15 protein-coding genes, 9 tRNA genes, 2 rRNA genes and 1 pseudogene are annotated in these 21,734 nt (G+C 37.2%); 23 read left to right on the forward strand and 4 right to left on the reverse strand.

From position 1 onward, the window contains the following. Positions 1-29 precede the first annotated feature (29 nt). A complete protein-coding gene (locus F823_RS0108370) occupies positions 30-1,022 on the reverse strand; it encodes a LysR family transcriptional regulator (RefSeq protein ID WP_002843161.1) in 993 nt (330 codons plus the stop codon). A 522-nt stretch (positions 1,023-1,544) separates the two neighbouring features. Here F823_RS0108370 and F823_RS0108375 point away from each other — a divergent pair. Together F823_RS0108375 and F823_RS0108380 are read left to right on the forward strand one after the other, a co-directional pair. Then, positions 1,545-3,089, forward strand: a complete 1,545-nt coding sequence (locus F823_RS0108375; RefSeq protein ID WP_002843165.1) for an acyl CoA:acetate/3-ketoacid CoA transferase — start codon at positions 1,545-1,547, stop codon at positions 3,087-3,089. Positions 3,090-3,198: 109 nt separating this feature from the next. Continuing rightward, positions 3,199-3,885, forward strand: coding sequence for a DUF554 domain-containing protein (locus F823_RS0108380; RefSeq protein WP_002843159.1), 687 nt, complete (start codon positions 3,199-3,201; stop codon positions 3,883-3,885). Between the two features lie 215 nt (positions 3,886-4,100). Here F823_RS0108380 and thrB read toward each other — a convergent pair whose 3' ends face one another. The 3 genes from thrB to F823_RS0108395 are packed head-to-tail and all read right to left on the reverse strand — an operon-like array spanning position 4,101 to position 7,360. Then, positions 4,101-5,000: a homoserine kinase gene (gene thrB, locus F823_RS0108385; protein WP_002843166.1), complete on the reverse strand. Its 900-nt coding sequence runs from the start codon at positions 4,998-5,000 to the stop codon at positions 4,101-4,103. A gap of 10 nt (positions 5,001-5,010) precedes the next feature. Continuing rightward, positions 5,011-6,060, reverse strand: coding sequence for a threonine synthase (gene thrC, locus F823_RS0108390; protein WP_002846295.1), 1,050 nt, complete (start codon positions 6,058-6,060; stop codon positions 5,011-5,013). 1 nt (position 6,061) lies between these two features. After that, complete coding sequence (locus F823_RS0108395; RefSeq protein WP_002843151.1) at positions 6,062-7,360, reverse strand: homoserine dehydrogenase; 1,299 nt, start codon at positions 7,358-7,360, stop codon at positions 6,062-6,064. Between the two features lie 262 nt (positions 7,361-7,622). Here F823_RS0108395 and F823_RS0108400 point away from each other — a divergent pair, with 262 nt between their 5' ends. From F823_RS0108400 to F823_RS0108495, 21 genes and pseudogenes are all read left to right on the forward strand, one after another. Then, complete coding sequence (locus F823_RS0108400) at positions 7,623-8,498, forward strand: Rossmann-like and DUF2520 domain-containing protein (RefSeq protein WP_002846297.1); 876 nt, start codon at positions 7,623-7,625, stop codon at positions 8,496-8,498. Between the two features lie 18 nt (positions 8,499-8,516). After that, the gene (panB, locus tag F823_RS0108405; RefSeq protein ID WP_002843163.1) at positions 8,517-9,341 is read left to right on the forward strand and encodes a 3-methyl-2-oxobutanoate hydroxymethyltransferase; all 825 of its coding nucleotides are present in this window, start codon (positions 8,517-8,519) and stop codon (positions 9,339-9,341) included. A 97-nt stretch (positions 9,342-9,438) separates the two neighbouring features. Further along, the gene (gene panC, locus F823_RS0108410; protein ID WP_002846298.1) at positions 9,439-10,287 is read left to right on the forward strand and encodes a pantoate--beta-alanine ligase; all 849 of its coding nucleotides are present in this window, start codon (positions 9,439-9,441) and stop codon (positions 10,285-10,287) included. A 12-nt stretch (positions 10,288-10,299) separates the two neighbouring features. Then, positions 10,300-10,458 (forward strand): annotated as a pseudogene (locus F823_RS11555) (cell wall-binding repeat-containing protein); the annotation flags it as partial. A 187-nt stretch (positions 10,459-10,645) separates the two neighbouring features. Further along, on the forward strand, positions 10,646-11,206 hold the full coding sequence (gene pth / locus F823_RS0108415; protein WP_002843156.1) for an aminoacyl-tRNA hydrolase: 561 nt from the start codon (positions 10,646-10,648) through the stop codon (positions 11,204-11,206). A gap of 17 nt (positions 11,207-11,223) precedes the next feature. Beyond that, a complete protein-coding gene (mfd, locus tag F823_RS0108420; RefSeq protein WP_002846299.1) occupies positions 11,224-14,625 on the forward strand; it encodes a transcription-repair coupling factor in 3,402 nt (1,133 codons plus the stop codon). A 17-nt stretch (positions 14,626-14,642) separates the two neighbouring features. After that, positions 14,643-15,692, forward strand: a complete 1,050-nt coding sequence (locus F823_RS0108425; RefSeq protein ID WP_002843150.1) for a peptidylprolyl isomerase — start codon at positions 14,643-14,645, stop codon at positions 15,690-15,692. A 198-nt stretch (positions 15,693-15,890) separates the two neighbouring features. Beyond that, positions 15,891-16,397, forward strand: coding sequence for a methylated-DNA--[protein]-cysteine S-methyltransferase (locus tag F823_RS10610; RefSeq protein WP_019595597.1), 507 nt, complete (start codon positions 15,891-15,893; stop codon positions 16,395-16,397). A 51-nt stretch (positions 16,398-16,448) separates the two neighbouring features. Further along, a complete protein-coding gene (locus tag F823_RS0108435) occupies positions 16,449-17,798 on the forward strand; it encodes an MATE family efflux transporter (protein WP_002843153.1) in 1,350 nt (449 codons plus the stop codon). A 170-nt stretch (positions 17,799-17,968) separates the two neighbouring features. Next, on the forward strand, positions 17,969-19,960 hold the full coding sequence (tkt, locus tag F823_RS0108440; RefSeq protein ID WP_002846304.1) for a transketolase: 1,992 nt from the start codon (positions 17,969-17,971) through the stop codon (positions 19,958-19,960). 585 nt (positions 19,961-20,545) lie between these two features. Further along, positions 20,546-20,662 (forward strand): 5S ribosomal RNA (gene rrf / locus F823_RS0108445). Between the two features lie 3 nt (positions 20,663-20,665). Then, positions 20,666-20,737, forward strand: a tRNA-Asn gene (locus tag F823_RS0108450). 13 nt (positions 20,738-20,750) lie between these two features. Continuing rightward, a tRNA-Glu gene (locus F823_RS0108455) sits at positions 20,751-20,822 on the forward strand. 11 nt (positions 20,823-20,833) lie between these two features. Continuing rightward, positions 20,834-20,909, forward strand: a tRNA-Val gene (locus F823_RS0108460). An 8-nt stretch (positions 20,910-20,917) separates the two neighbouring features. After that, a tRNA-Thr gene (locus F823_RS0108465) sits at positions 20,918-20,992 on the forward strand. Between the two features lie 16 nt (positions 20,993-21,008). Beyond that, positions 21,009-21,081, forward strand: a tRNA-Lys gene (locus tag F823_RS0108470). 6 nt (positions 21,082-21,087) lie between these two features. Then, positions 21,088-21,176: transfer RNA gene (locus F823_RS0108475), tRNA-Ser, on the forward strand. A gap of 12 nt (positions 21,177-21,188) precedes the next feature. Beyond that, positions 21,189-21,281: transfer RNA gene (locus F823_RS0108480), tRNA-Ser, on the forward strand. A gap of 6 nt (positions 21,282-21,287) precedes the next feature. After that, a tRNA-Pro gene (locus F823_RS0108485) sits at positions 21,288-21,364 on the forward strand. A 20-nt stretch (positions 21,365-21,384) separates the two neighbouring features. Continuing rightward, positions 21,385-21,461, forward strand: a tRNA-Ile gene (locus tag F823_RS0108490). A gap of 183 nt (positions 21,462-21,644) precedes the next feature. Continuing rightward, positions 21,645-21,734, forward strand: a 16S ribosomal RNA gene (locus F823_RS0108495); the annotation flags it as partial.

Raw genomic sequence — 21,734 nt, forward strand, 5'->3', positions numbered from 1 at the left:
AAATTAATAGTTTCTAGAAATAATGGTTTTTATAGATGCAGTTTATATTTGAAGTTTTTGCTTATAAGATTATTTTTTTTCGCATACTTAAATACTTCATTATAAACTTTTTTTGTTTGCGGATTTATATGGTCATTTTTTATAATAGCCATGTATATTGTTCTACTGTAAACAGGATAAGATATATTAATCTTATGTGCATCTATGTAATCTAAGTATGGTAAATCAGGAACAATGGCTATACCCAGTCCACTAGCAGCAAGACCTGCCGCAAGTTCGTAAGTATCTACCGTATATGACACGTCGTATATCCTATTATTTGTTATTTCAAAAAGACTTTGCACGTAGTCATCCAGGCTAGTATTATCAGTGTATTTTATAAAAGGATAATTAAGAGCTTGGCTTATACGAATGGATTCATACCTAGAGAGTTCGTGGTTCTTACTTACAAGTAGTACAAATTTCTGTTTTAAAACAGGTACTAATACAATATTATTCAAGGTTTCTCTTGGATTACTCGGACACGCACTTGAATAGTCCAAAATTTTTTTATCAAAATTTATATTGTCTTTTGTAGTGAATATTATGTCTAGCTTGAAATTTTTTAGATCTTGAAACAGGTCTTTTGAATACTTGGATATTTTTTTTACATTGACTTTTATTCTTTCATTTTCGTGATTTAAGTCTATGCTTGAAAAAAATTTAGGGCCAAGCAAGCTAGATACTTCAGGTAATATTCCTATATTTACATAAGAATAGTTTTCGTTCATTTCTCTTACATATTCTATTCCTTCATCTAGTAATTCGAGTAACCTGTTGACAAACTCTAAAAATATGGTTCCATTTCTGTTCAAAACAACATTTCTATTGTTTCTGTCAAATAGACTAAACCCAATTTCTTTTTCTAAATTTAGTATTGATGTGCTGAGATATGACTGTGATATGCAAAGATATTTTGCAGTTTTAGCGTAATGCCTTATTTCTGCCAAAGCTTTGAAGTGTTTTAATTGCTGGAATTTCATACTAAGTCCCCCGTACATGAAGTTATTTAATTACTATATTATATCAAATAAATATCGTATAATCTAGATGCTTTAATAAGAAAACTAACTTGAAAAAATAAGGAATTTTATAATAATAATATATTATTATAAATGAAATAAAAACAAAAACATATTATTATATTAAATATAAAAGAATATAGTTATAAAATTTAGGTAGAAAAAAATATTCGATATACTAAAAAAAATTGTAAAATGATTCTCTTTTTTTGTTTAGTAACGTATAAAGTTATGTTAAAATAAAAATGTGAGAAAAATTTAACCTATGTAAAAATTGATCATATTCTATACTAGATTAAATATTAAGTAAAGGTTTGCACAGTTTTATATTTGATGCATAAGTATGCTATGAATGTTTACATAGTTTTTTGTTTGATGCATAAGTATGCTATGAATGTTTGCATAGTTTTATATCGTATACATTAAGAGTCTATAAAGGGCTATAATAAAATACACTGAAATGATTTGGAGGATTTGGAATAGATGGATAAGTTGAAAACTATTGATGAAGCTATAGATTTGATAAAGGATGGTGACACTGTTGCTGTTTCAGGTTTTATGATGGCTACAGCAGCTAGGGAGATTCTGGTAGCCTTGGGAAAAAGGTATAAGACTACATCTACACCTAAAGGTCTAACCTTATATCAGGGGGCTGGTAATGGTAATAATAATGACCAAGGTGTATGTGAGATGTCATATCCGGGTCTTATCAAGAGGTATGTAACTGCCCACTTTGCTAATAATAGACCGATGATAGAGATGGCACTAAAAAATGAAGTTGAGGCCTATAATTTTCCACAAGGTGTGATAGCCCACATATATAGGCAGGCTGCAGCTAGGAGGAGCTTTGAGATATCTAAGATAGGTCTTAATACCTATTGTGATCCTAGGCAAAGGGGAGGTAAGATAAACCAAGCAGCTAAGGAAGATCTAGTTGAACTTATCAAAATAGATGATGAAGAATACCTAAAATACAAGGTTCCTAAGTTTGATATAGCAATTATAAGGGGTACAACTGCAGATGAATTGGGCAATATCAGTATGGAGGAAGAGTCTTCAGTAATAGACTCACTAGAGGTTGCCATGGCTGTAAAGGCTTCTGGAGGCAAGGTAATTGTCCAGGTTAAGAACCTAGTTTCGTCAAAGTCAATGGATAGAAAACTTGTCGTTATACCGGGAATTTTCGTTGATGCAATTGTTATTTCTCAGAATCCAGAAGAGTTCCACAGACAGACTCCGGGAACTTTCTACGACCCTATGATAGCTGGTAGGTACAAGATAGATGGGGCAGGATTTTCTTCTATAGATATGGATGCGAGAAAGATTATCGCAAGACGTGGCCTATTTGAACTTAAGGCTGGGTCAGTTGTAAATCTAGGAATTGGTATCCCTGAGGGGGTTGCATCTGTAGCAGCAGAAGAGGGAATAGACGATATAGTATTGACTGTAGAGAGTGGACTAATAGGTGGCATACCTATGGGTAGGTCTAACTTTGGTTCTGCTATAAATGCATGGGCAGGTCTATCTATGGTATCCCAGTTTGATTTTTACAATAGCGGTGGTTTAGATATTACTTATTTAGGATTTGCAGAGATAGACTCTAGGGGTAATATAAACGTTAGCAGGTTTGGTGATAGAATAGGTGGCTGTGGTGGATTTATAGATATAACCCAGTCTACTAAGAAGATAGTATTCTGTGGGACAATGACTGCAGGTGGTCTAGAAATATCTACCAAGGATGGCAAGCTAAATATAGATAAAGAAGGAAGAAATATAAAATTTAAGAATGAAATAGAGGAAGTTACTTTCAGTGCTGAGGAAAGCTTGAAGCTGGGTCAAGATGTAATTTTTGTGACTGAAAGATGTGTATTTTCCCTTGAAGAAGATGGTCTATGCCTGATAGAGCTTGCAGAGGGTATAGACATAGAAGAAGATATACTTAAAAATATGGAATTTAGACCTAGGATATCAGAAAACCTAAAGAAGATGGATCCTAGAATATATGAAGAAGGCCTGATGAATATCTAACAATTGGATATATAGCAATAAAATAAGCTGGCCTTTGGTGGAGTATATATTAATGATTGTATAAAATGTATGGGAAAAAATAATAGAAATTAGAGAGGAATAGCATTAGATGATTTATAATTTGGCCAATGGACTTGGCATAATAGTAGGTAGTATACTTGGAATTTTCCTAAATAGGGGTATACCAGAGAGGATCAACAAGGCTCTTTTGAAAGCTATGGGTCTCTGTGTACTTTTTATAGGTATAAGCCTTTTGATAAAAGGGGAGAACACCTTATTGATAGTAATATCAGTTGCCCTAGGAACACTATTGGGAGAGGCGGCAGATATAGACAAGTGTGTAAATAAACTAGGTGTTCGTATGCAAGTAAAGTTTAAATCAGGCTCAAGTTCAAATTCATTTGCTGAGAGCTTTGTAACATCCAGTATCCTATTTTGTGCAGGTGCCATGGGTATAGTTGGTTCACTAACGGCTGGACTTACTGGAAATGGTGATACACTCCTTGCAAAGGCTATAATAGATGGTATCATATCGGTGGTATTTGCAGCTACCCTAGGGATAGGTGTTATGTTCTCATCTGTTGCAGTTGTTATATACCAGTCTGTATTTATCCTTATGGCTAGCTTGGTAAGTTCAAAGTTAGGAGATCCCGTTATAGCATCTGTCAGCGGTGTGGGAGGAATAGCTATGTTGGGGATAGGGCTAAATATGTCCATAGGAACAGATATAAAGGTTGCCAATATAGCACCAGCAATATTTATACCTATCATACTTGGTCTATTCGGCATATTTTAAGAATGTCAACGTCGTATTTTAAGAGTGTCATAGGATAGTAAAGTTTAATAATATAGCTTAAAGACAAGAGTAAAATTTAAAAGTATAGTCTAAATTAATTTCAAGAAAAATACCGACCCTGGTTTTAGATGATGATTTTTGTTAATATCATTTATCCTAAAGCATGAGGTCGGTTTTTATATAATTATGTAAGAGGTAAGTTGCTATCTAGAGTTTTAAGAGAGTGTGTATTGAACTCCCTTTCTGCAAGGGTCTAGTATTATTGCCTGACCACCTATACCAAGCTTTTGAGCCTCTAGGTTTAGAGATTCTTGGACTGCTTTTGCCACTTCTTTTTTGCAATAAGATATAACAGTAGATCCAGCCCCACTAAGACAATAAGAGAATGCACCTGCGCTTATGGCTGTCTTTTTTAATTCGTCAAAACCCTTGACCAAGTGTTTTCTATATGGCTCGTGTAGGCAATCGTCCATACTAGAAGAAATAAGGTCTAGGTTTCCACTCATAAATCCCATAAGCATCAGGCTCAGTCTAGATGATGTCCTAACAGTATCTGATATAGATACGGATTGAGGAACAACCTTTCTTGAATCACTAGTTGATACTTCATAGTCTGGTACAAATAATACTAGAGAGAGGTCTCTAAAGGGTTCAATCTTATGGTAGATAACATCTCCTGAATCATCTACTGTAGATAGGACTAGGTTACCTAGTATGCTAGGTGCTACATTATCGGGGTGACCCTCTATTTTTGTAGCTAATTTTAGGATTTCCTTTTGGTCTAGAGGAAAGTCCATCAAATAGTTTGCACACATTAGTCCACCTACTATAGCTGATGCGCTTGACCCCATACCCCTTGCAAGAGGAATATTGTTGTGTATATGCAGTTTGTAGCCATCCGGATATTTGCCAATGTACTCAAACAAGCATTCCATACTCTCTGTGACAAGATTATTATCAGTGGTTATTTTCTTGCACTCCAAACCATCGACAAGTACAATCCTGTCATTATGTTTTTCGCATTCAAAAATGGAGTATTGAGATAGTGCCATGCCCAGGCAGTCATAGCCTGGTCCTAGGTTGGCAGTTGTTGCTGGTACAGTGACTTTAATCATGTGATACACCTTATCCTTTCAATAAATTTAGTACGCTGCTTATATCAGCTGGAATTGATTTTGGCTTTTGGACTTGAATCAAGCATGTGTCAGGATCTTTTAGGCCATTTCCTGTAAGAATACACACTACCCTGGATCCCTTTTTGATTTCTCCTTTTTCTACAGACTGGATTATACCTGCTAGTGAGGCGGCTGATCCCGGTTCTGCAAATATTCCCTCTTGGTTTGATAGGAGCTTGTAGGCCTCTAGAATTTTCTCATCGCTAACAGCCTGTATACTTCCTCCTGATTCATCTCTTGCGGACACTGCCTTGTCCCAAGATGCAGGATTACCAATTCTTATGGCTGTTGCTATTGTTTCTGGATTTTCAAAGGGATGTCCCTCAACTATTGGAGATGCTCCCTTTGCCTGGTAGCCTTTTAGGATAGGCAAGGTCCTTGAGATATTATTGTCTTTATATTCCTTGAAGCCCTTCCAGTAGGCTGTTATATTACCAGCATTTCCAACAGGTATTCCTAGGTAGTCTGGTGCATAACCCAGTGCGTCAACTATTTCAAAGGCTCCAGTCTTTTGCCCCTCTATCCTAAAGGGATTTAGGGAATTTACTAGTGTTATAGGCTCTTTTGATGTGATATCCTTGACCAGGTCTAGGGCTTGGTCAAAGTTGCCCTTGATTGCTACAACTTCAGCCCCATATTGTAGGGCCTGGGCTAGTTTACCCATAGCAATGTATCCATCTGGAATCAGGACTATTGTCTTTAGACCATACCTTGAACCATAGGCTGCAGCAGAGGCTGATGTATTACCAGTGCTTGCACACATTATATTTTTTGAACCGACTTCAAGAGCTTTAGCAATTGCCATGACCATACCCCTGTCCTTAAATGAGCCAGTTGGATTTAGGCCCTCGTATTTAAAGTACAAGTCTATACCCAGGTCTTTTGACAGATTAAGGCTCCTGATAAGAGGAGTGTTACCCTCATACAGAGATACCATAGGAGTTTTTTCGTTGATTGGCAAATAGTCTTTATATTGATTTAATAGTCCCTTCCAGTACATTTTATAACCCTCTTTCTATTCTTATGATCTTGGCCTTGCCATTTATTGATGACAGGTCTTCTATTTCTTTTACTGCCTTGTTGAAGCTTTCTTCAAGGCTTGTTCCCGTAGTGATAATATAATCTAGTGATGAGTTTCCATTTTGTTTTTTCTCGAATTTATCAAGAGTTTTTATTGTGATTTTGTATTTATCGAAAATATTTAATACGTCGGATATATTGATTAAATTTTTTTGAACGTTTAATCTTAAATAGTATGAAAAAGACTGCTCATCTATACTCAATACTCTTGATTCATTCAAAATTTTATAGCCATATTCAGGTTTTTGATTGAATGATATATTTTTTGCTATTGAAGCAATATCATTTACAACAGCTGAACCCGTTGGTAAATCACCGGCTCCCTTGCCATAGAACATAGTTTCACCCAGTTTGTCGCATATTACATAAACTGCGTTGAATGAATACATGACACCTGCTAGTGGGTGAGACGATGGTATTAGGCAAGGATGTACTCTTGCTACTATACCAGATTCAGTATTTTCAGCTATTGCTAGTAATTTAATTGTGTATCCTAAATTTTTTGCGTATTTAATATCTTCGAGAGTAATATTGTTGATTCCTGAAACGTAAACTTGATCAAATGTAACGAGATTGTTAAAAGCGATGCTTGCCAAAATGGCACATTTTCTTGCTGCGTCGTATCCTTCTAGGTCAGCGCTTGGGTCGGCTTCTAAATAGCCTAAGCGTTTTGCATCGTCGATTATTTTATCTAGAGAAAGTTCTTCAACCTGCATCCTAGTAAGGATATAGTTGGTTGAACCATTTATGATGCCACCAATCTTTTGAATTTGGTTTCCTATGAGCGAGAATTGTAGGGCTCTGAGAATTGGGATACCTCCTGCGACTGCTGCTTCGAAAAAAAAGTGACAATTGTGTTTTCTTGCCATGTCTGTTAGTTCTTTACCGTAGAGGGCTATCAAGTCCTTGTTGGCCGAGACTACATGCTTTCCTTTTTTGAAGGCTTGTTCAATCACCGATTTGGAGTATTCAATTCCACCCATAACCTCAACTACTATGTCAATCTCTGGATCGTCAAGTATGTCGTTTGGATCACTGGTTAGCTTGCTACCATGCAAGTTTACTTTTCTTTGCTTGCTGGTATCTTTTACACATACCGTCTTTACTCTGACAGGGGTCGTAGTGGATGTTTGTATTATTTCCTTGTTGTTGGTTAGTATATCAACCGTTCCGGACCCGACTGTTCCTAGTCCAAAGATTCCTACTTGTAGTTCTTTCATGTTATGCCTCCTTTTCTCTTGTGTTTGAGTGATATTTTATCATGAAAAGATGAACACTACAAGAGAAATTTATTAAATTATTGGAATTTTTTCAAAAAATAATCAAATTTTGTGATTTTTTATGTATTTTATTTCTTAGAGTGATTGATTTTTTTGAGACTGTGTGATAAATTTATTTATGGTGGTATTCGAAGGAAACTACACATTTTGAATAATTATTATATCTATTTATAGTATTACACTCTTATGGAGGTGATAACTTATGGAAAAGATAGGTATTATTGGTGCAGGCAAGGTAGGAGTGTCTCTTGGAAGGTGTTGGTCTGGCCTAGAAGGTCTTGACCTTATTGGATACTATTCACGTACAAAAGAGAGTTCTGAATATGCGGCACAATTAACAAATTCTATTAGTTTTGACGGGTTAAAAGACCTAGTCTACAAGTGTAATGTAATAATTATAGCAAGTCCAGATGATTCAATAGGGGATATCTGGCGTCAAATTTCGATTTTTAATGTTCAAAATAAGATAATTGCCCACTGTAGTGGGTCCTTATCATCAGAAATTTTCTTCGACTCATCCAAATTAGGGGCAAGTGTATGCTCCCTACATCCAGTTCTAGCAGTTTCAAGCAAGGAAGATTCCTACAAAGATTTAAAAAAAGCATTTTTTACCTTAGAGGGGGACCAGGTAGCTGTGGATTTTTTTGCCAAAATACTCGATATTCAAAAGAATCCATACAAGATAATTAGGAGTTGCGACAAGACTAAGTACCATATTTCAACAGTATTTATGTCAAATCTGATAGTTGCCATATCCAATATTGCAAGTGATTTACTTAGGTCATATGATTTTACAGAAGAAGAGGCTCTGTTGGCCCTTTCAAGTCTAGCCAAAAATAACATGGAAAATGTATTCGAAAATGGATTAGTAGCTTCTCTTACAGGGCCAGTTGAAAGAAACGATACAAATACTGTAATAAGACACTTAAGATCACTTGAAAGCCAAGGTCAAGAAGGAAATTTAGGTCAAATATATAGGTTACTGAGTCTTGAACTTGTGAAGATTGCTCAAATAAAGAACTCAAATAGAAATTATGAAGGTATGAGAAAAACATTATCGAAGGAGGAAGACCTGTAAGAGGGTCTGAAAAATCAAATGAAAAACACTGTATTAACATTTAAGGAAGCCAAGAAGAATAAGGACAAGCTGACCATGCTAACAGCCTATGATTATACGACAGCAAAATTGTTCGATGAATCAGGAATAAATTCTATTTTGGTGGGAGATTCATTGGGCATGGTGATGCTTGGCTATGAGGATACACTAAGTGTGACTATGGAGGATATGATCCACCATACAAGAGCAGTATCAAGGGGTGTAAAGAATGCCATGGTAGTTTCAGATATGCCATTTTTGTCATATAATACAGGAATTAGGGATGCAGTAATAAATGCCGGAAGATTGATGGCTCAAGGACGTGCAGACTGTGTAAAGTTAGAGGGTGGTAAGGAGGTATGTGATGTCATAAGGGCTATAACTGATGCAAAAATACCTGTATGTGCCCATATAGGACTTACTCCACAAGCTATAAATGCTCTAGGTGGATTTAAGGTACAGGGGAAAGACCTAGATTCTGCAAGAGCCATTATTGAAGATGCCCTAGCAGTTCAAGAGGCAGGGGCCTTTGCTGTAGTTCTTGAATGTGTACCAGCACCACTTGCCAGCAAGATATCAGAGATGCTGGATATTCCTACAATAGGTATAGGAGCTGGACCTGATTGTGATGGCCAGGTACTGGTTTACCAGGATATGCTAGGTCTATATAAGGACTTCACACCGAAGTTTGTAAAAAGATTCGCAGATGTAGGTCAGCAGATGGACCAAGGTGTAAGGGACTATATTCAAGCTGTGAAGGATGGTTCTTTCCCAGAACCTGCCCATTCATTTAAGATGGATGAGGAAATTGTTAAAGAATTATAAATCTTATAGTTAGGTCGATTTATTGACTAGTTAAAAAGCTTTAAAGACTACATATAAAATTGAGAATTTAATTTATTAATAAGGATGTGTTTGAATCATGAAGATAATAAAAAATATTGAAGAAATAAGAAATACAACAAAAGAATTGAGGGCGAGTGGCAAGTCTATAGGGATGGTACCGACAATGGGATGCTTGCACGAGGGCCATAAGAGCCTTATAGACAAAGCAGTAGCCAACAACGATATTGTAGTAGTTAGCATATTTGTAAATCCTACCCAGTTTGGACCAGATGAAGACTATGACAAGTATCCTAGAGACCTTAAGGCAGATGCAAGCCTATGTGAATCTGCCGGTGTTGACTATGTATTTACTCCAGAGGCAGAGCAAATGTATCCAGATGGATACTCTACATTTGTAGTACCTAGTGAAAAGATGACTGATATAATGTGTGGCAAGTCAAGGCCGGGTCATTTTAGGGGAGTCTGTACAGTTCTAACCAAGCTATTCACAATAGTGGGTCCAACTAGGGCTTATTTTGGAGAGAAAGACATACAGCAGCTTGCTATAGTCAAGAGGATGGTCAAGGATTTTAATTTACCTCTTGAAATAATTGGCTGCCCAATAGTAAGAGAAGAAGATGGCCTAGCTAAGTCTTCAAGAAATATGTATTTGAGTCCTAAAGAGAGAGAGGCGGCGACTATACTTAGAAAATCCCTCTTATATGCCAAGGACATGGTAGAATGTGGTGAAAAAAGTCCAGAAAAGATATACAATAAGGTGATAGAGGTCATAAAATCTGAAGAATTATCTAGGGTAGACTACGTTGAACTAGTGGACTTTGATACTTTTGATAGGATAGACACCCTTGCAGAGACTAACCTGATAGCGATAGCTGTATATATTGGAAATACAAGACTTATAGACAATATAGTAATAAATAGATAAGCAGATGTTCTTGCAGCTGGTGCAGTTACTGGTATACATGATGCTCCGATTCTTCTAATTGATGGTAAAAGCCCTAATAAGGAGTTAAGAGACTATGTACTAGAAAAAGGAATAGAAAAGGTTATTATAGTCGGTGGGGAAAATTCTGTATCAAATAATATATTTAACTAATAAACAAAAAACATAGATTTCTAAATATTTAAACCGATCTTCATGTAGTTATTGATTGACAACTATTGGAAGTCGGCTTTGTCTTATGTTCTTATATTAATCAAGATATAGACTCAAATAATTGAACTATGGTTAAATATAAAGTATAATAAAGGGTATTATTAAGTTTAGGAAGGATTAAGATACAATGTATATAATAATGGGGCTGGGAAATCCCGGAAAAAAGTATGAAAATACTAGACATAATGCAGGTTTCGATGTGGTTGATGAGCTTGCAAAAAGGTTAAATGTCAGTATTGATAAGATAAAGCACAAGGCCTTGATAGGAGAGGCTAGGATAGGTACTGAAAAAGTTATCCTAGTTAAGCCACAGACCTATATGAACCTAAGTGGAGAGACAGCTATAAGCATAAGTCAGTTCTATAAAATGGATTTAGACAAGCTAATAGTTGTGTATGACGATATTGATTTAGATATAGGTAAATTAAGGATTAGAAAAAAAGGAAGTGCGGGTTCACACAATGGCATGAAGTCTATAATCAAATGCCTTGGGTCCCAAGATTTTCCAAGGGTCCGTGTAGGTGTGTCTAAGCCAGAACCTGGAAGGGATTTAGCAGATTTTGTCCTATCTAGAGTCCCAAAGGACAGACAAAATGATATGGACCTAGCCATTGAAAAGGCAGCTTCAACTGTGGAAGAAATCATCAGGAGCGGTTTGGATGTGGCAATGAATAAATACAATGGATAAGGTTTGGTGAATATGTAATGGAAGATGTACTAGTATATCCTCTAAAAAATAGTAAAGATTATAATGATATATTGGATAGTATAGGTCAAGATGGCAACATCCAGATTACGGGTTTAACTTGGGCGGGTAAGCAGAACTTGGCTTATTCGTTGTTCAAAGACCTATCCAGGCAGGTTCTATATGTCGCATCAACAGAGTATGAGGCCAAGAGAGCCTACGAAGAATTATCAGTATATTTAAAGGATAAAGTATCTTACCTAGGCAGCAATGAAATCCTATTTTACAACCTAGATGCTAGGGATAGGAAGGTTGATGCTAGAAGATTAAAGGTATTTATTAAACTTATAAATAAGGATAAGTCTGTATTTGTTACTTCTGTAGACGCCTTGACTAGAAAGTATATGCCTAAAAAGCTAATAACTGATAATACTTTCAAGTTGAAGGTGGGAAGGACTCAAGATATACAAGAATTGACTCAAAAACTTGTTGACTTGGGTTACCAGAGGGTTGTCAAGGTAGAAGGTTTTGGACAGTTCAGTGTTAGGGGTGGAATAGTCGATATATTCACCCTTATGTATGATTTTCCTCTTAGAATAGAGTTTTTTGATGATGAGATAGATTCAATCAGGGAATTTGATGTATACTCTCAAAAATCTATAGACAAGAAGAAGTCTGTCACTATAACACCTTCAAGGGATTTTATATATCCTAAAGATGTGACTGGTGCTATAGAAAAGATCAAGTCTGAGATAAGGGATGATACAGATCTTGATGTGCACAAAAATTTAGAGCGAATTGAAAATAGAGAGTATTTTGATGGTCTTGAAAACTATATAGACTATCTATATGATGACCAGGACAAGAGTTTATTTGAGTATCTTGCCAAAGATGCCCTTATATATGTTGACGATTTCAACAGGTATAAGGAGAGGTTTAAAAATGTATCCAATGAATATAGGGACTTATACCTTTTAAACCTGGAAAGAGGTGTAGCTATTAAGTCTCAGGGTAGTATGTTGTATTCTATGGAAGATGTCTATTACTGGATGCAGGATAGAAAGCTTATAGTTAATACCCACTTGGCAAAAGCTATAAGTGATATGAACATGGTACACAATATATCTATAGAGTGTAGGGATATACCTTCCTACAATGGAAAGATTGACCTGCTAGTTGAAGATATAAAGAGGTTGAGACATTCAGGCTACAAGATTATAATTGCTGCTGCCACTAAGGATAGGGCAAAAAAAATAAATACAATGCTAAATGACAATGGTGTTGAGTCTTTTTACTCGGACTCTAGAAATACTGAGATTAAGACCTCTCAGGTAATGGTTATGGGAGTCAACATTAGTCATGGATTCTTGTATCCATCCATAAAGTATCAACTTATAACTGATAGGGAGATGCTCGGCAATAGCAAGGCTGGTAATAAAAAAACTAAAAAGAAGAAAATAAAGGCCAATTCTACAAAGATAGATTCCTTTATGGAACTTAAATTAGGAGACTATGTTGTTCATGAAAATAGCGGTGTTGGTAAGTATACTGGTATAGAACAGGTAAGTGTAAATGGTATAAAAAGAGACTATATTAAAATAATATACAAGGGTGGAGATAACCTTTATGTGCCTATTGACCAGATGGACAAGGTTCAAAAGTATATAGGTGGAGATGTAGAAAAAGTAAAGCTAAACAAGCTAGGTGGCCAGGAATGGTCTAAGGCCAAGCGTAAGGTCAAAAAAGAAATAGAAGATATGACCCAAGACCTGCTTGAATTGTATTCAAAAAGAGAGAGCAGGAAGGGTTACAAGTATTCAAAGGATACTATATGGCAGACAGAGTTTGAGGAAAAATTCCCTTATCAAGAGACGGATGACCAGTTGAAGGCCATCAAGGAAACAAAGAAGGATATGGAGTCTCAAAAGGCCATGGACAGGCTTATCTGTGGTGATGTTGGCTATGGTAAGACGGAGGTTGCTATAAGGGCTATCTTCAAGGCTGTCATGGACAACAAGCAAGTAGCCGTACTAGTACCTACAACAATACTTGCCCAACAGCATTTCAATACATTTACTGAAAGATTTGAAGATTACCCTATAAGGGTTGAAGTATTGTCTAGATTTAAGACACCAAAACAACAAAGAGAGATTATAGCCGATGCTAAAAAGGGCTTGGTCGATGTCCTCATAGGTACACATAGGATTGTATCAAAAGATATAGCTATGCCTAGGTTGGGCCTTATAGTTGTAGATGAAGAACAGAGATTTGGTGTAAAACACAAGGAAGCCCTAAAGAAACTTAGGGTTGATGTCGATGTCTTAACATTGTCGGCCACTCCTATACCTAGGACCCTGCATATGTCGCTAAGTGGCATCAGGGATATGTCTATAATAGAGGAGCCACCTCAGGAGAGATATCCAGTTATGACATATGTTACAGAGGCGAAAGAGTCTATAATTCAGGATGAAATCTATAGGGAGTTGGCTAGAGGTGGTCAGGTATTTTTTGTATACAACAGGGTTGAGGGCATAGAGACCATAGCATCTAAGATTAAGAAACTGGTGCCTGAAGCCAATATAGGTGTCGCCCACGGCAGGATGACATCCAGTCAGCTTGAAAATACAGTTCTGTCATTCCTTTCAAAGGAGTTTGATGTACTTGTCTGTACAACTATTATAGAGACTGGTATGGATATAGCCAATGCAAATACTATGATAATATACGATGCCGACAAGATGGGCTTGTCCCAGTTATACCAGTTGAGAGGTAGGGTCGGTAGGTCCAACAAGCAGGGTTATGCTTACTTGATGTATGAGAGAAACAAGGTTATCAGTGAAGTATCAGAGAAGAGATTAAAGGCTATCAAGGAATTTACAGAGTTTGGCTCTGGCTTTAAGGTTGCCATGAGAGATCTTGAGATAAGGGGAGCCGGAGATGTTATGGGTTCACAACAGCATGGACATATGGAAGTTATAGGATACGAGTTATATGTAAAAATGCTAAACGAAGCTATAAGAAAAATCAAGGGAGACCCTGTTGAAGAGGTTCTAGATGTAGAGATAGACCTTACAGTAAACGCCTATATACCATCTAGCTATATAGAAGATGAGGTGACAAAACTAGAGATGTACAAAAAAATTGCTGCAATAGATAGCAAGGAAGATATGTACGACATACAAGAAGAGTTGGAGGATAGGTTCTCAGATATACCTAAGGAGACGCAGACTCTACTAAATATTGCTTATATTAAATCTTTATGTAAGACATTAAAGATTAATAAGATAAAACAAACAGGTGATATGATCGACCTGGAGTCTTTCACAAAGTACCAGACCAAGGAAAAGACTGGATTTGATATAGTCATGGAACTTGAACATATGTTAGAAGGATTTTGTGGAAAACTAGAAAATCAAAAATAAAACTAGGAGGAAAGAAATTGAAAAAATTAGCATCAATACTATTAGCAGCTGTTATAGCTGTATCAACAGCAGCTTGCTCAAATAATGAAGTTGCAACAGTAAATGGAAAGTCTATTTCATCTAAGGAAATAGAAAACCAGTTGAAATTCCAGAAGTGGATGATGGAATCACAGTATGGAGAGGAAGTTTGGACTCAGATGGAGGCCCAGGACAAGAATTACCAGGAGACAATGAAAAAGCAGGTTGCGACAAGTGTTTCAAGAATAAGAGCATTTACTGACTATGCAGAAAAGAATGGTGTAAAGCCAGATCAGAAGCAGTTAAAGGAATTCCAGGCGCAGAATAAAAAGATGCTAGAAGATGAAAAAATGAAGAAGTCTTTTGAAAAAACTGGTCTTGATGAAAAATTTCTAGACGATTTTGCCAAGGAAAAGGCAACTATGGTGAGCTTATCAGAATACTTAAAGAAAAAGTCTAAGCCAACAGAAAAAGAGTTAAAAGACTACTATGAAAAGAATTCTGTAAAGGCAAAGGCTGCACACATACTTCTTACTACAACTGACACAAACGGAAAGCCACTAAGCCCTGAAAAGAAGGCTGAAGTAAAGAAGAAGGCGGACAAGATATACGAAGAAGCTAAGAGTGGAGTAGATTTTAAGGAATTAGCAAAGAAGAACTCTCAGGACCCAGGTTCTGCTCAGAACGGTGGAGAGCTTGGAGAATTTGGTAAGGGACAGATGGTTCCTGAGTTTGAAAAGGCTGTATTCAGTATGAAGGAAGGCGAAATATCTAAGCCTATTGAAACTCAGTACGGATACCATATAATAAAGCTTGAAAAAATAACTAAGTCAGAATTTGATAAGGTAAAGGCTGAAATGGAAGCTGCTCTTAGTCAGGAAAAAGCGCAGAAGCTAGCTCAGTCAATAATAGACGCTGCTAAGATACAGACTAACGAAGAAAACCTAAAGAAGGTTTCATTTGGTAAGGTAGAGAAGAAATCAAAGAAGGAAGCTGAACCAAAGAAACCAGCAGATGACAAGAAAGAGAATAAGGAAGAAAAGAAATAAATTAAGTGAATAAAAATGTGTCTAGTCAAGAGTTTAAAGTGGCAAGACAATAAAAAAGGACGACAGGTTAATTGTGTATTAGGAGAGTAATAAATATATTTTCTTAATAGGGGCAATTATAACTGTCGTCTTTTGTATACACATAATAAAATATATGATATCATATGTGTAAATCGAAGTGCGAGGAGGGGGTTGCTAGTGCTATACCTATCGAGTGAGTACTCTACTCCTATAGGGGATGTAGTCATGGCATGTGACAAGGAGCAGAAATATTTGGTTGGCCTTTGGTTTTTGGGTCAAAAATATTTTGCTGGTGGAGAAAAAAACATCAAAAAAATAGGAGACAACAAGGTATTTGAAAATACTAGGAGGTGGTTGGACCAGTATTTTGCAGGGGATAATCCAAGCCCGACTAGCCTCGATATAAAGTTTGACTCCAGTGATTTTAGGATGGAAGTATGGAATATACTCATGGATATACCCTACGGTAAAACTGTTACTTATGGGGATATAGCTGATATTATAGCTCAAAAAAGGTCTCTAAATTCAATGTCTGCCCAGGCTGTAGGTGGTGCTGTCGGCCATAATCCGATCAGCATTGTAGTTCCATGCCATAGGGTTGTAGGCAAAAAATCCAAGTTGGTAGGCTATGCGGCAGGTATAGACAAGAAGAGATGGCTCTTAGACTTTGAGTCAGGCAAATAGGAGGTGTTAATTACGCAATCAAATAGAAAGGTAAGAAGTAAACAAATAGATATGTTGAATGGTCCTTTGTTGGGGAAGATACTATTATTTGCTTTGCCCGTAGCTGCGAGTGGAATACTACAACAGCTATTTAACTCTACTGATATGGCTGTTGTAGGAAGGTTTGCTGGAAGTCAGTCACTGGCAGCGGTCGGTGGGAATGGATCGGTTATAAACCTACTTATAACTCTTTTTATAGGTCTATCTATAGGGGCAAATGTAGTAATAGCAAACTACATAGGACAAAATATGAAGGAAAAAGTACACGAAGCTGTACATACAACCATGAGTATAGCTATAGTGAGTGGGTTTGTATTATTGGTATTGGGGCAATTTATAGCAAGACCTACACTATTACTGATGGGAACTCCCGGTGATGTTATTGATCTTGCCACCCTATATTTAAAGATATATTTTTTAGGGATGCCTTTTTTAATGGTATATAATTTTGGATCTGCAGTTTTGAGGTCTGTGGGTGACACTAGAAGACCCTTGTATGCTCTTTTGGTGTCTGGTTTTATAAATGTCGGTTTGAATATGGTACTTGTAATAGTATTCAAGCTAGATGTTGCAGGAGTTGCAATCGCTACAAGTCTTGCCAACGGTGTAAGTGCTGGTATCGTAGTTTATTATTTGATAAATGAAGATAGTGATATTAAATTAAGTTTGAGAGAACTCAGCTTAAACAAGGACCATATGGCAAGGATATTTAAGATTGGTGCTCCAGCTGGTATACAGGGGATGGTATTTTCTATATCAAATGTATGTATACAGTCGGCGATCAATGGTTTTGGATCTTATGCAGTAGCAGGATCAGCAGCTGCAGTAAATTTTGAGATATTCACCTATTTTGTAACAAATTCTTTTGCTCAGGCTGCAGTTACATTTACAAGTCAAAACTTTGGAGCTCAAAAATACCAAAGGTGTAAGAGTATTTTTAGGATATGCATATGTATGGGACTAGTCTTTACTTTTATTATGAATCAGTCATTTATCCATTGGAGATATTTTTTTATTGATTTTTATACGAGTGATAGTAAGGTTGTTCACTATGCGATTATAAGGATGTTGGAGGTAGAGTTATTCACATCAATACCTGTTTTTTATGAGGTTGGTGCGGGCGCCCTTAGGGGTATAGGTCATTCTTTGCTACCAGCTATTCTGACTACGATTGGATCCTGTCTATTTAGGATTTTCTGGGTATTTACAATCTTTAAGGATGTGAGCAAGTTCTCAAAGCTTATGAGTGTATACCCTATAACATGGATTATAACTACTGTCTTGGTGATGTTCTTTTACTACAGGGTCAGAAAAAAGGAGTTTTATAGGCAGAGAGTATCTATAGATTCTAGTAATATATAGTTATTTTAATATATATGCTACTTATTATGCCTTAACTCTACTCCTTGTATAAAAATTTATACAAACTAAGTTGAGATATGGAATAAAAAAAGATGAAGTAAGACAAAAAGGTGATATAATATAGTAGGATATATATTTTATATAAAGTTTATTTTGAGAGGAGTTTTTAAATGAATATTAATCAAAAGGCCGTAAATACACTAAGAATATTATCGGCAGATCAGGTACAAAAGGCAAACTCTGGACATCCAGGACTACCACTTGGTGCTGCTCCAATAGCATATGAGCTATGGGCTAACCACCTAAACCACAATCCTAAGAACCCAAATTGGGTAAATAGAGATAGGTTTATACTGTCAGCAGGACATGGATCTGCTTTACTATACTCACTACTACATATGTTTGGTTATGGAAACCTAAGTATAGATGACCTAAAGAACTTTAGACAGTTCGGTTCACTTACACCAGGTCACCCAGAATACAAGCACACAGTTGGTGTTGAAGCAACTACAGGACCACTTGGAGCAGGTGTATCAACAGCAGTAGGTATGGCTATAGCTGAAGCTCACCTAGGTGGAGTATTCAATAAGGAAGGATATCCAGTAGTAGACCACTACACATATGCTCTTACAGGTGATGGTTGTCTAATGGAAGGTATTTCATATGAAGCCCTATCACTTGCTGGTACTCTAGAGTTGGGCAAGCTTATAGTTCTATACGATTCAAACAAGATAACTATAGAGGGTGATACAGATGCTGTATTTAAGGAAGATGTGGCTGGAAGATTTGAAGCATTTGGATTCCAGGTTCAGACAGTTGAAGATGCCAACGACCTTGAAGCTCTTTCTAAGGCTATTGAGATAGCTAAGGCTGAAAAGACTAAGCCATCTCTTATCATATGTAAGACACAGATAGGTTACGGTTGTCCAGCTAAGGTTGGTAAGGCAAATGCACATGGTGAGCCTCTTGGAGAAGAAAATGTTAAGGAACTAAGAAAGTTCTTAGGATGGGACTCAGAAGAAGCATTTGAAGTATCTGAAGAGATATATTCACACTACAGAGATCTTGCAGCTCAGGGTGCAAAGAAGGAAGAAGAGTGGAATGCTATGTTCAATGAATATGCAGACAAGTTCCCAGAAGAAAAAGCTAAGTGGGATGAGTTCTATTCAGATATAGATATGGAAACACTTATGAATAATGAAGAGTTATTTGCTAAGCCAGAAAAATCAATGGCTACAAGAGCGGTATCAGGAGAGATAATCAATAAGTTAAAGGATATATTCCCTAATATGCTAGGTGGTTCAGCTGACCTTGGTCCATCTAACAAATCAGAAATGAAAGACCAGGGATTCTTCTCAGCAGAAAATAGACAAGGAAGAAATATACACTTTGGTGTAAGAGAAATGGCTATGACAGCTATAACTAACGGTATATATCTGCATGGAGGACTAAAGGCATTCTGTGCTACATTCTTTGTATTCTCAGACTTTATGAAGCCTATGATAAGACTAGCTTCATTAATGGGACTACCAGTTGCCTATGTACTTACTCATGACTCTATAGGAGTTGGTGAAGACGGTCCTACACATGAACCAATCGAACAGTTGGCTATGTTAAGAACAATACCTAACCTAAATGTATTTAGACCAGCAGACTATACAGAAACAGCTGTTGCCTGGGTAGCTGCTATGGGATCTGAATCAACACCAACAGCTATAGCGCTTACTAGACAGAACCTACCACAGTTAGAAGGCTCTTCAAAGGAAGCTATAAAGGGTGCATATGTAATAGCAGAGGCTAAGAATAGCGACAAGATAGACTTAATAATCATGGCTTCAGGTTCAGAAGTTGAACTTGCACTTGGTGCTAAGGAAGAGCTAGAGAAGGATGGTAAGTCTGTAAGAGTTGTATCTGTACCTTGTATGGATATATTTGAGGGACAGGATGTTGACTATAAGGAAAGTGTACTTCCATCATCAGTTAGGGCTAGACTAGCAGTTGAAGCAGGAGCTACTATGCCTTGGTACAAGTACGTTGGTATAGACGGAGCAGTTGTAGGTATGGAAGGATTCGGAGCATCAGCACCAGCTAAGACTCTATTCGAACACTTCGGATTTACAGTAAACAATGTAGTTGAAGTAGCTAAGGGATTGATAAAGTAACTTAAAATCAGTTTAAATGAAATAGATTATTTAACAGCTAGAATACATGAGGGCTACCTACCCATATAATCTAAGAAAGTGAAGACTTAAGGTCTTACAAGGCAGATTACAGGGTAAAGGTAGTCCTTTTTTGTAATATAGATCTATAAAGAGAGTATAAATTTATGGATTAAGAGTAAATAAATATATAGATTAAAGAAATGTAATTTTATGGATGAAAAAAAGTTGATTATTTTGTGCATTATATTATAATATCATGTATGGATAGTCGTAAGATATTTTAAAAGAACAAAATATATTCGGCATATGTTTATATAACAACTTGAATTATGCGTTCGAATGTTTATGTACGTTTTGCTTGGGGTATATATTTATTATTCGCAAAAATAAAAAAAAACACTTTTTTGAAAAAAAGTTTTTAAAAAGTGTTGACGAAGCATAAGGCTTATGATAATATAATACTTGTCCTTGATGAGGGCGCAAAAAGAAAAGAAAAAGATGAACGAGTTACACGGTTCTTTTAAGAATTGTGCAAACTAAACCTAGAACTTGACGGTCAGGCCTGTTGAGTTTGGGTTCATTAGATGTGGTTACTATAGCAAAGAGGATACACCTGTTCCCATTCCGAACACAGAAGTTAAGCTCTTTAGCGCTGAAAGTACTTGGTGGGAAGCCGCCTGGGAGGTTAGGACGTAGCCACGTTATTCCAAGGTAGCTCAATGGTGGAGCAACCGGCTGTTAACCGGTAGGCTGTGGGTTCGAGCCCCACCCTTGGAGCTTTTCTTAACCTGGCTCCTTGGTCAAGCGGTTAAGACACCGCCCTTTCACGGCGGTAACAGGGGTTCGATTCCCCTAGGAGTCACTTATTTATGTGGGAGTATAGCTCAGCTGGGAGAGCATCTGCCTTACAAGCAGGGGGTCACAGGTTCGAGCCCTGTTACTCCCACCATAAATTATGCTGGTGTGGCTCAACGGTAGAGCAGCTGACTTGTAATCAGCAGGTTGTAGGTTCGATTCCTATCACCAGCTCCACTTTAAAAAATAATACGGTCTATTAGCTCAGTCGGTAGAGCACTTGACTTTTAATCAAGGTGTCCCGAGTTCGAATCTCGGATAGATCACTTTTCGGAGAGGTGTCCGAGTGGTTTAAGGAGCTGGTCTTGAAAACCAGTGATGCTTAACGGCACCGTGGGTTCGAATCCCACCCTCTCCGCCATTTTTATATTTTGGAGAAGTACTCAAGAGGCTCAAGAGGATCCCCTGCTAAGGGATTAGGCTGGATTAAACCGGTGCGAGGGTTCGAATCCCTCCTTCTCCGCCATTTGGACGAGGTGTAGCGCAGTTTGGTAGCGCACGTGGTTTGGGACCATGGGGCCGGGGGTTCGAGTCCCTTCACCTCGACCAACTTTAAAAGATTATCAGATGGACCATTAGCTCAGTTGGTTAGAGCGCCCGGCTCATAACCGGTAGGTCTGGGGTTCGAGTCCCTGATGGTCCACCATTCATTTGCTAATTGCAAATGTCAATATGAACTTTGAAAATTGAACAGCAGGTTAATTCAAAAGTCACATAGTGACAATTGATTAATCGTTTAAACCATGTAAGGAAACTTACTTGATTTAAACCACAAACAAACCAAGCCAGATATTTTAGAGATAACAATAGTCTGAGCAAGAACAAATTTTTTTATGAGAGTTTGATCCTGGCTCAGGATGAACGCTGGCGGCGTGCCTAACACATGCAAGTCGAGCGCGTCTGATTTGATGCTTGCATT

Source organism: Peptostreptococcus anaerobius VPI 4330 = DSM 2949 (assembly GCF_000381525.1).
Taxonomy (GTDB): domain Bacteria; phylum Bacillota; class Clostridia; order Peptostreptococcales; family Peptostreptococcaceae; genus Peptostreptococcus; species Peptostreptococcus anaerobius.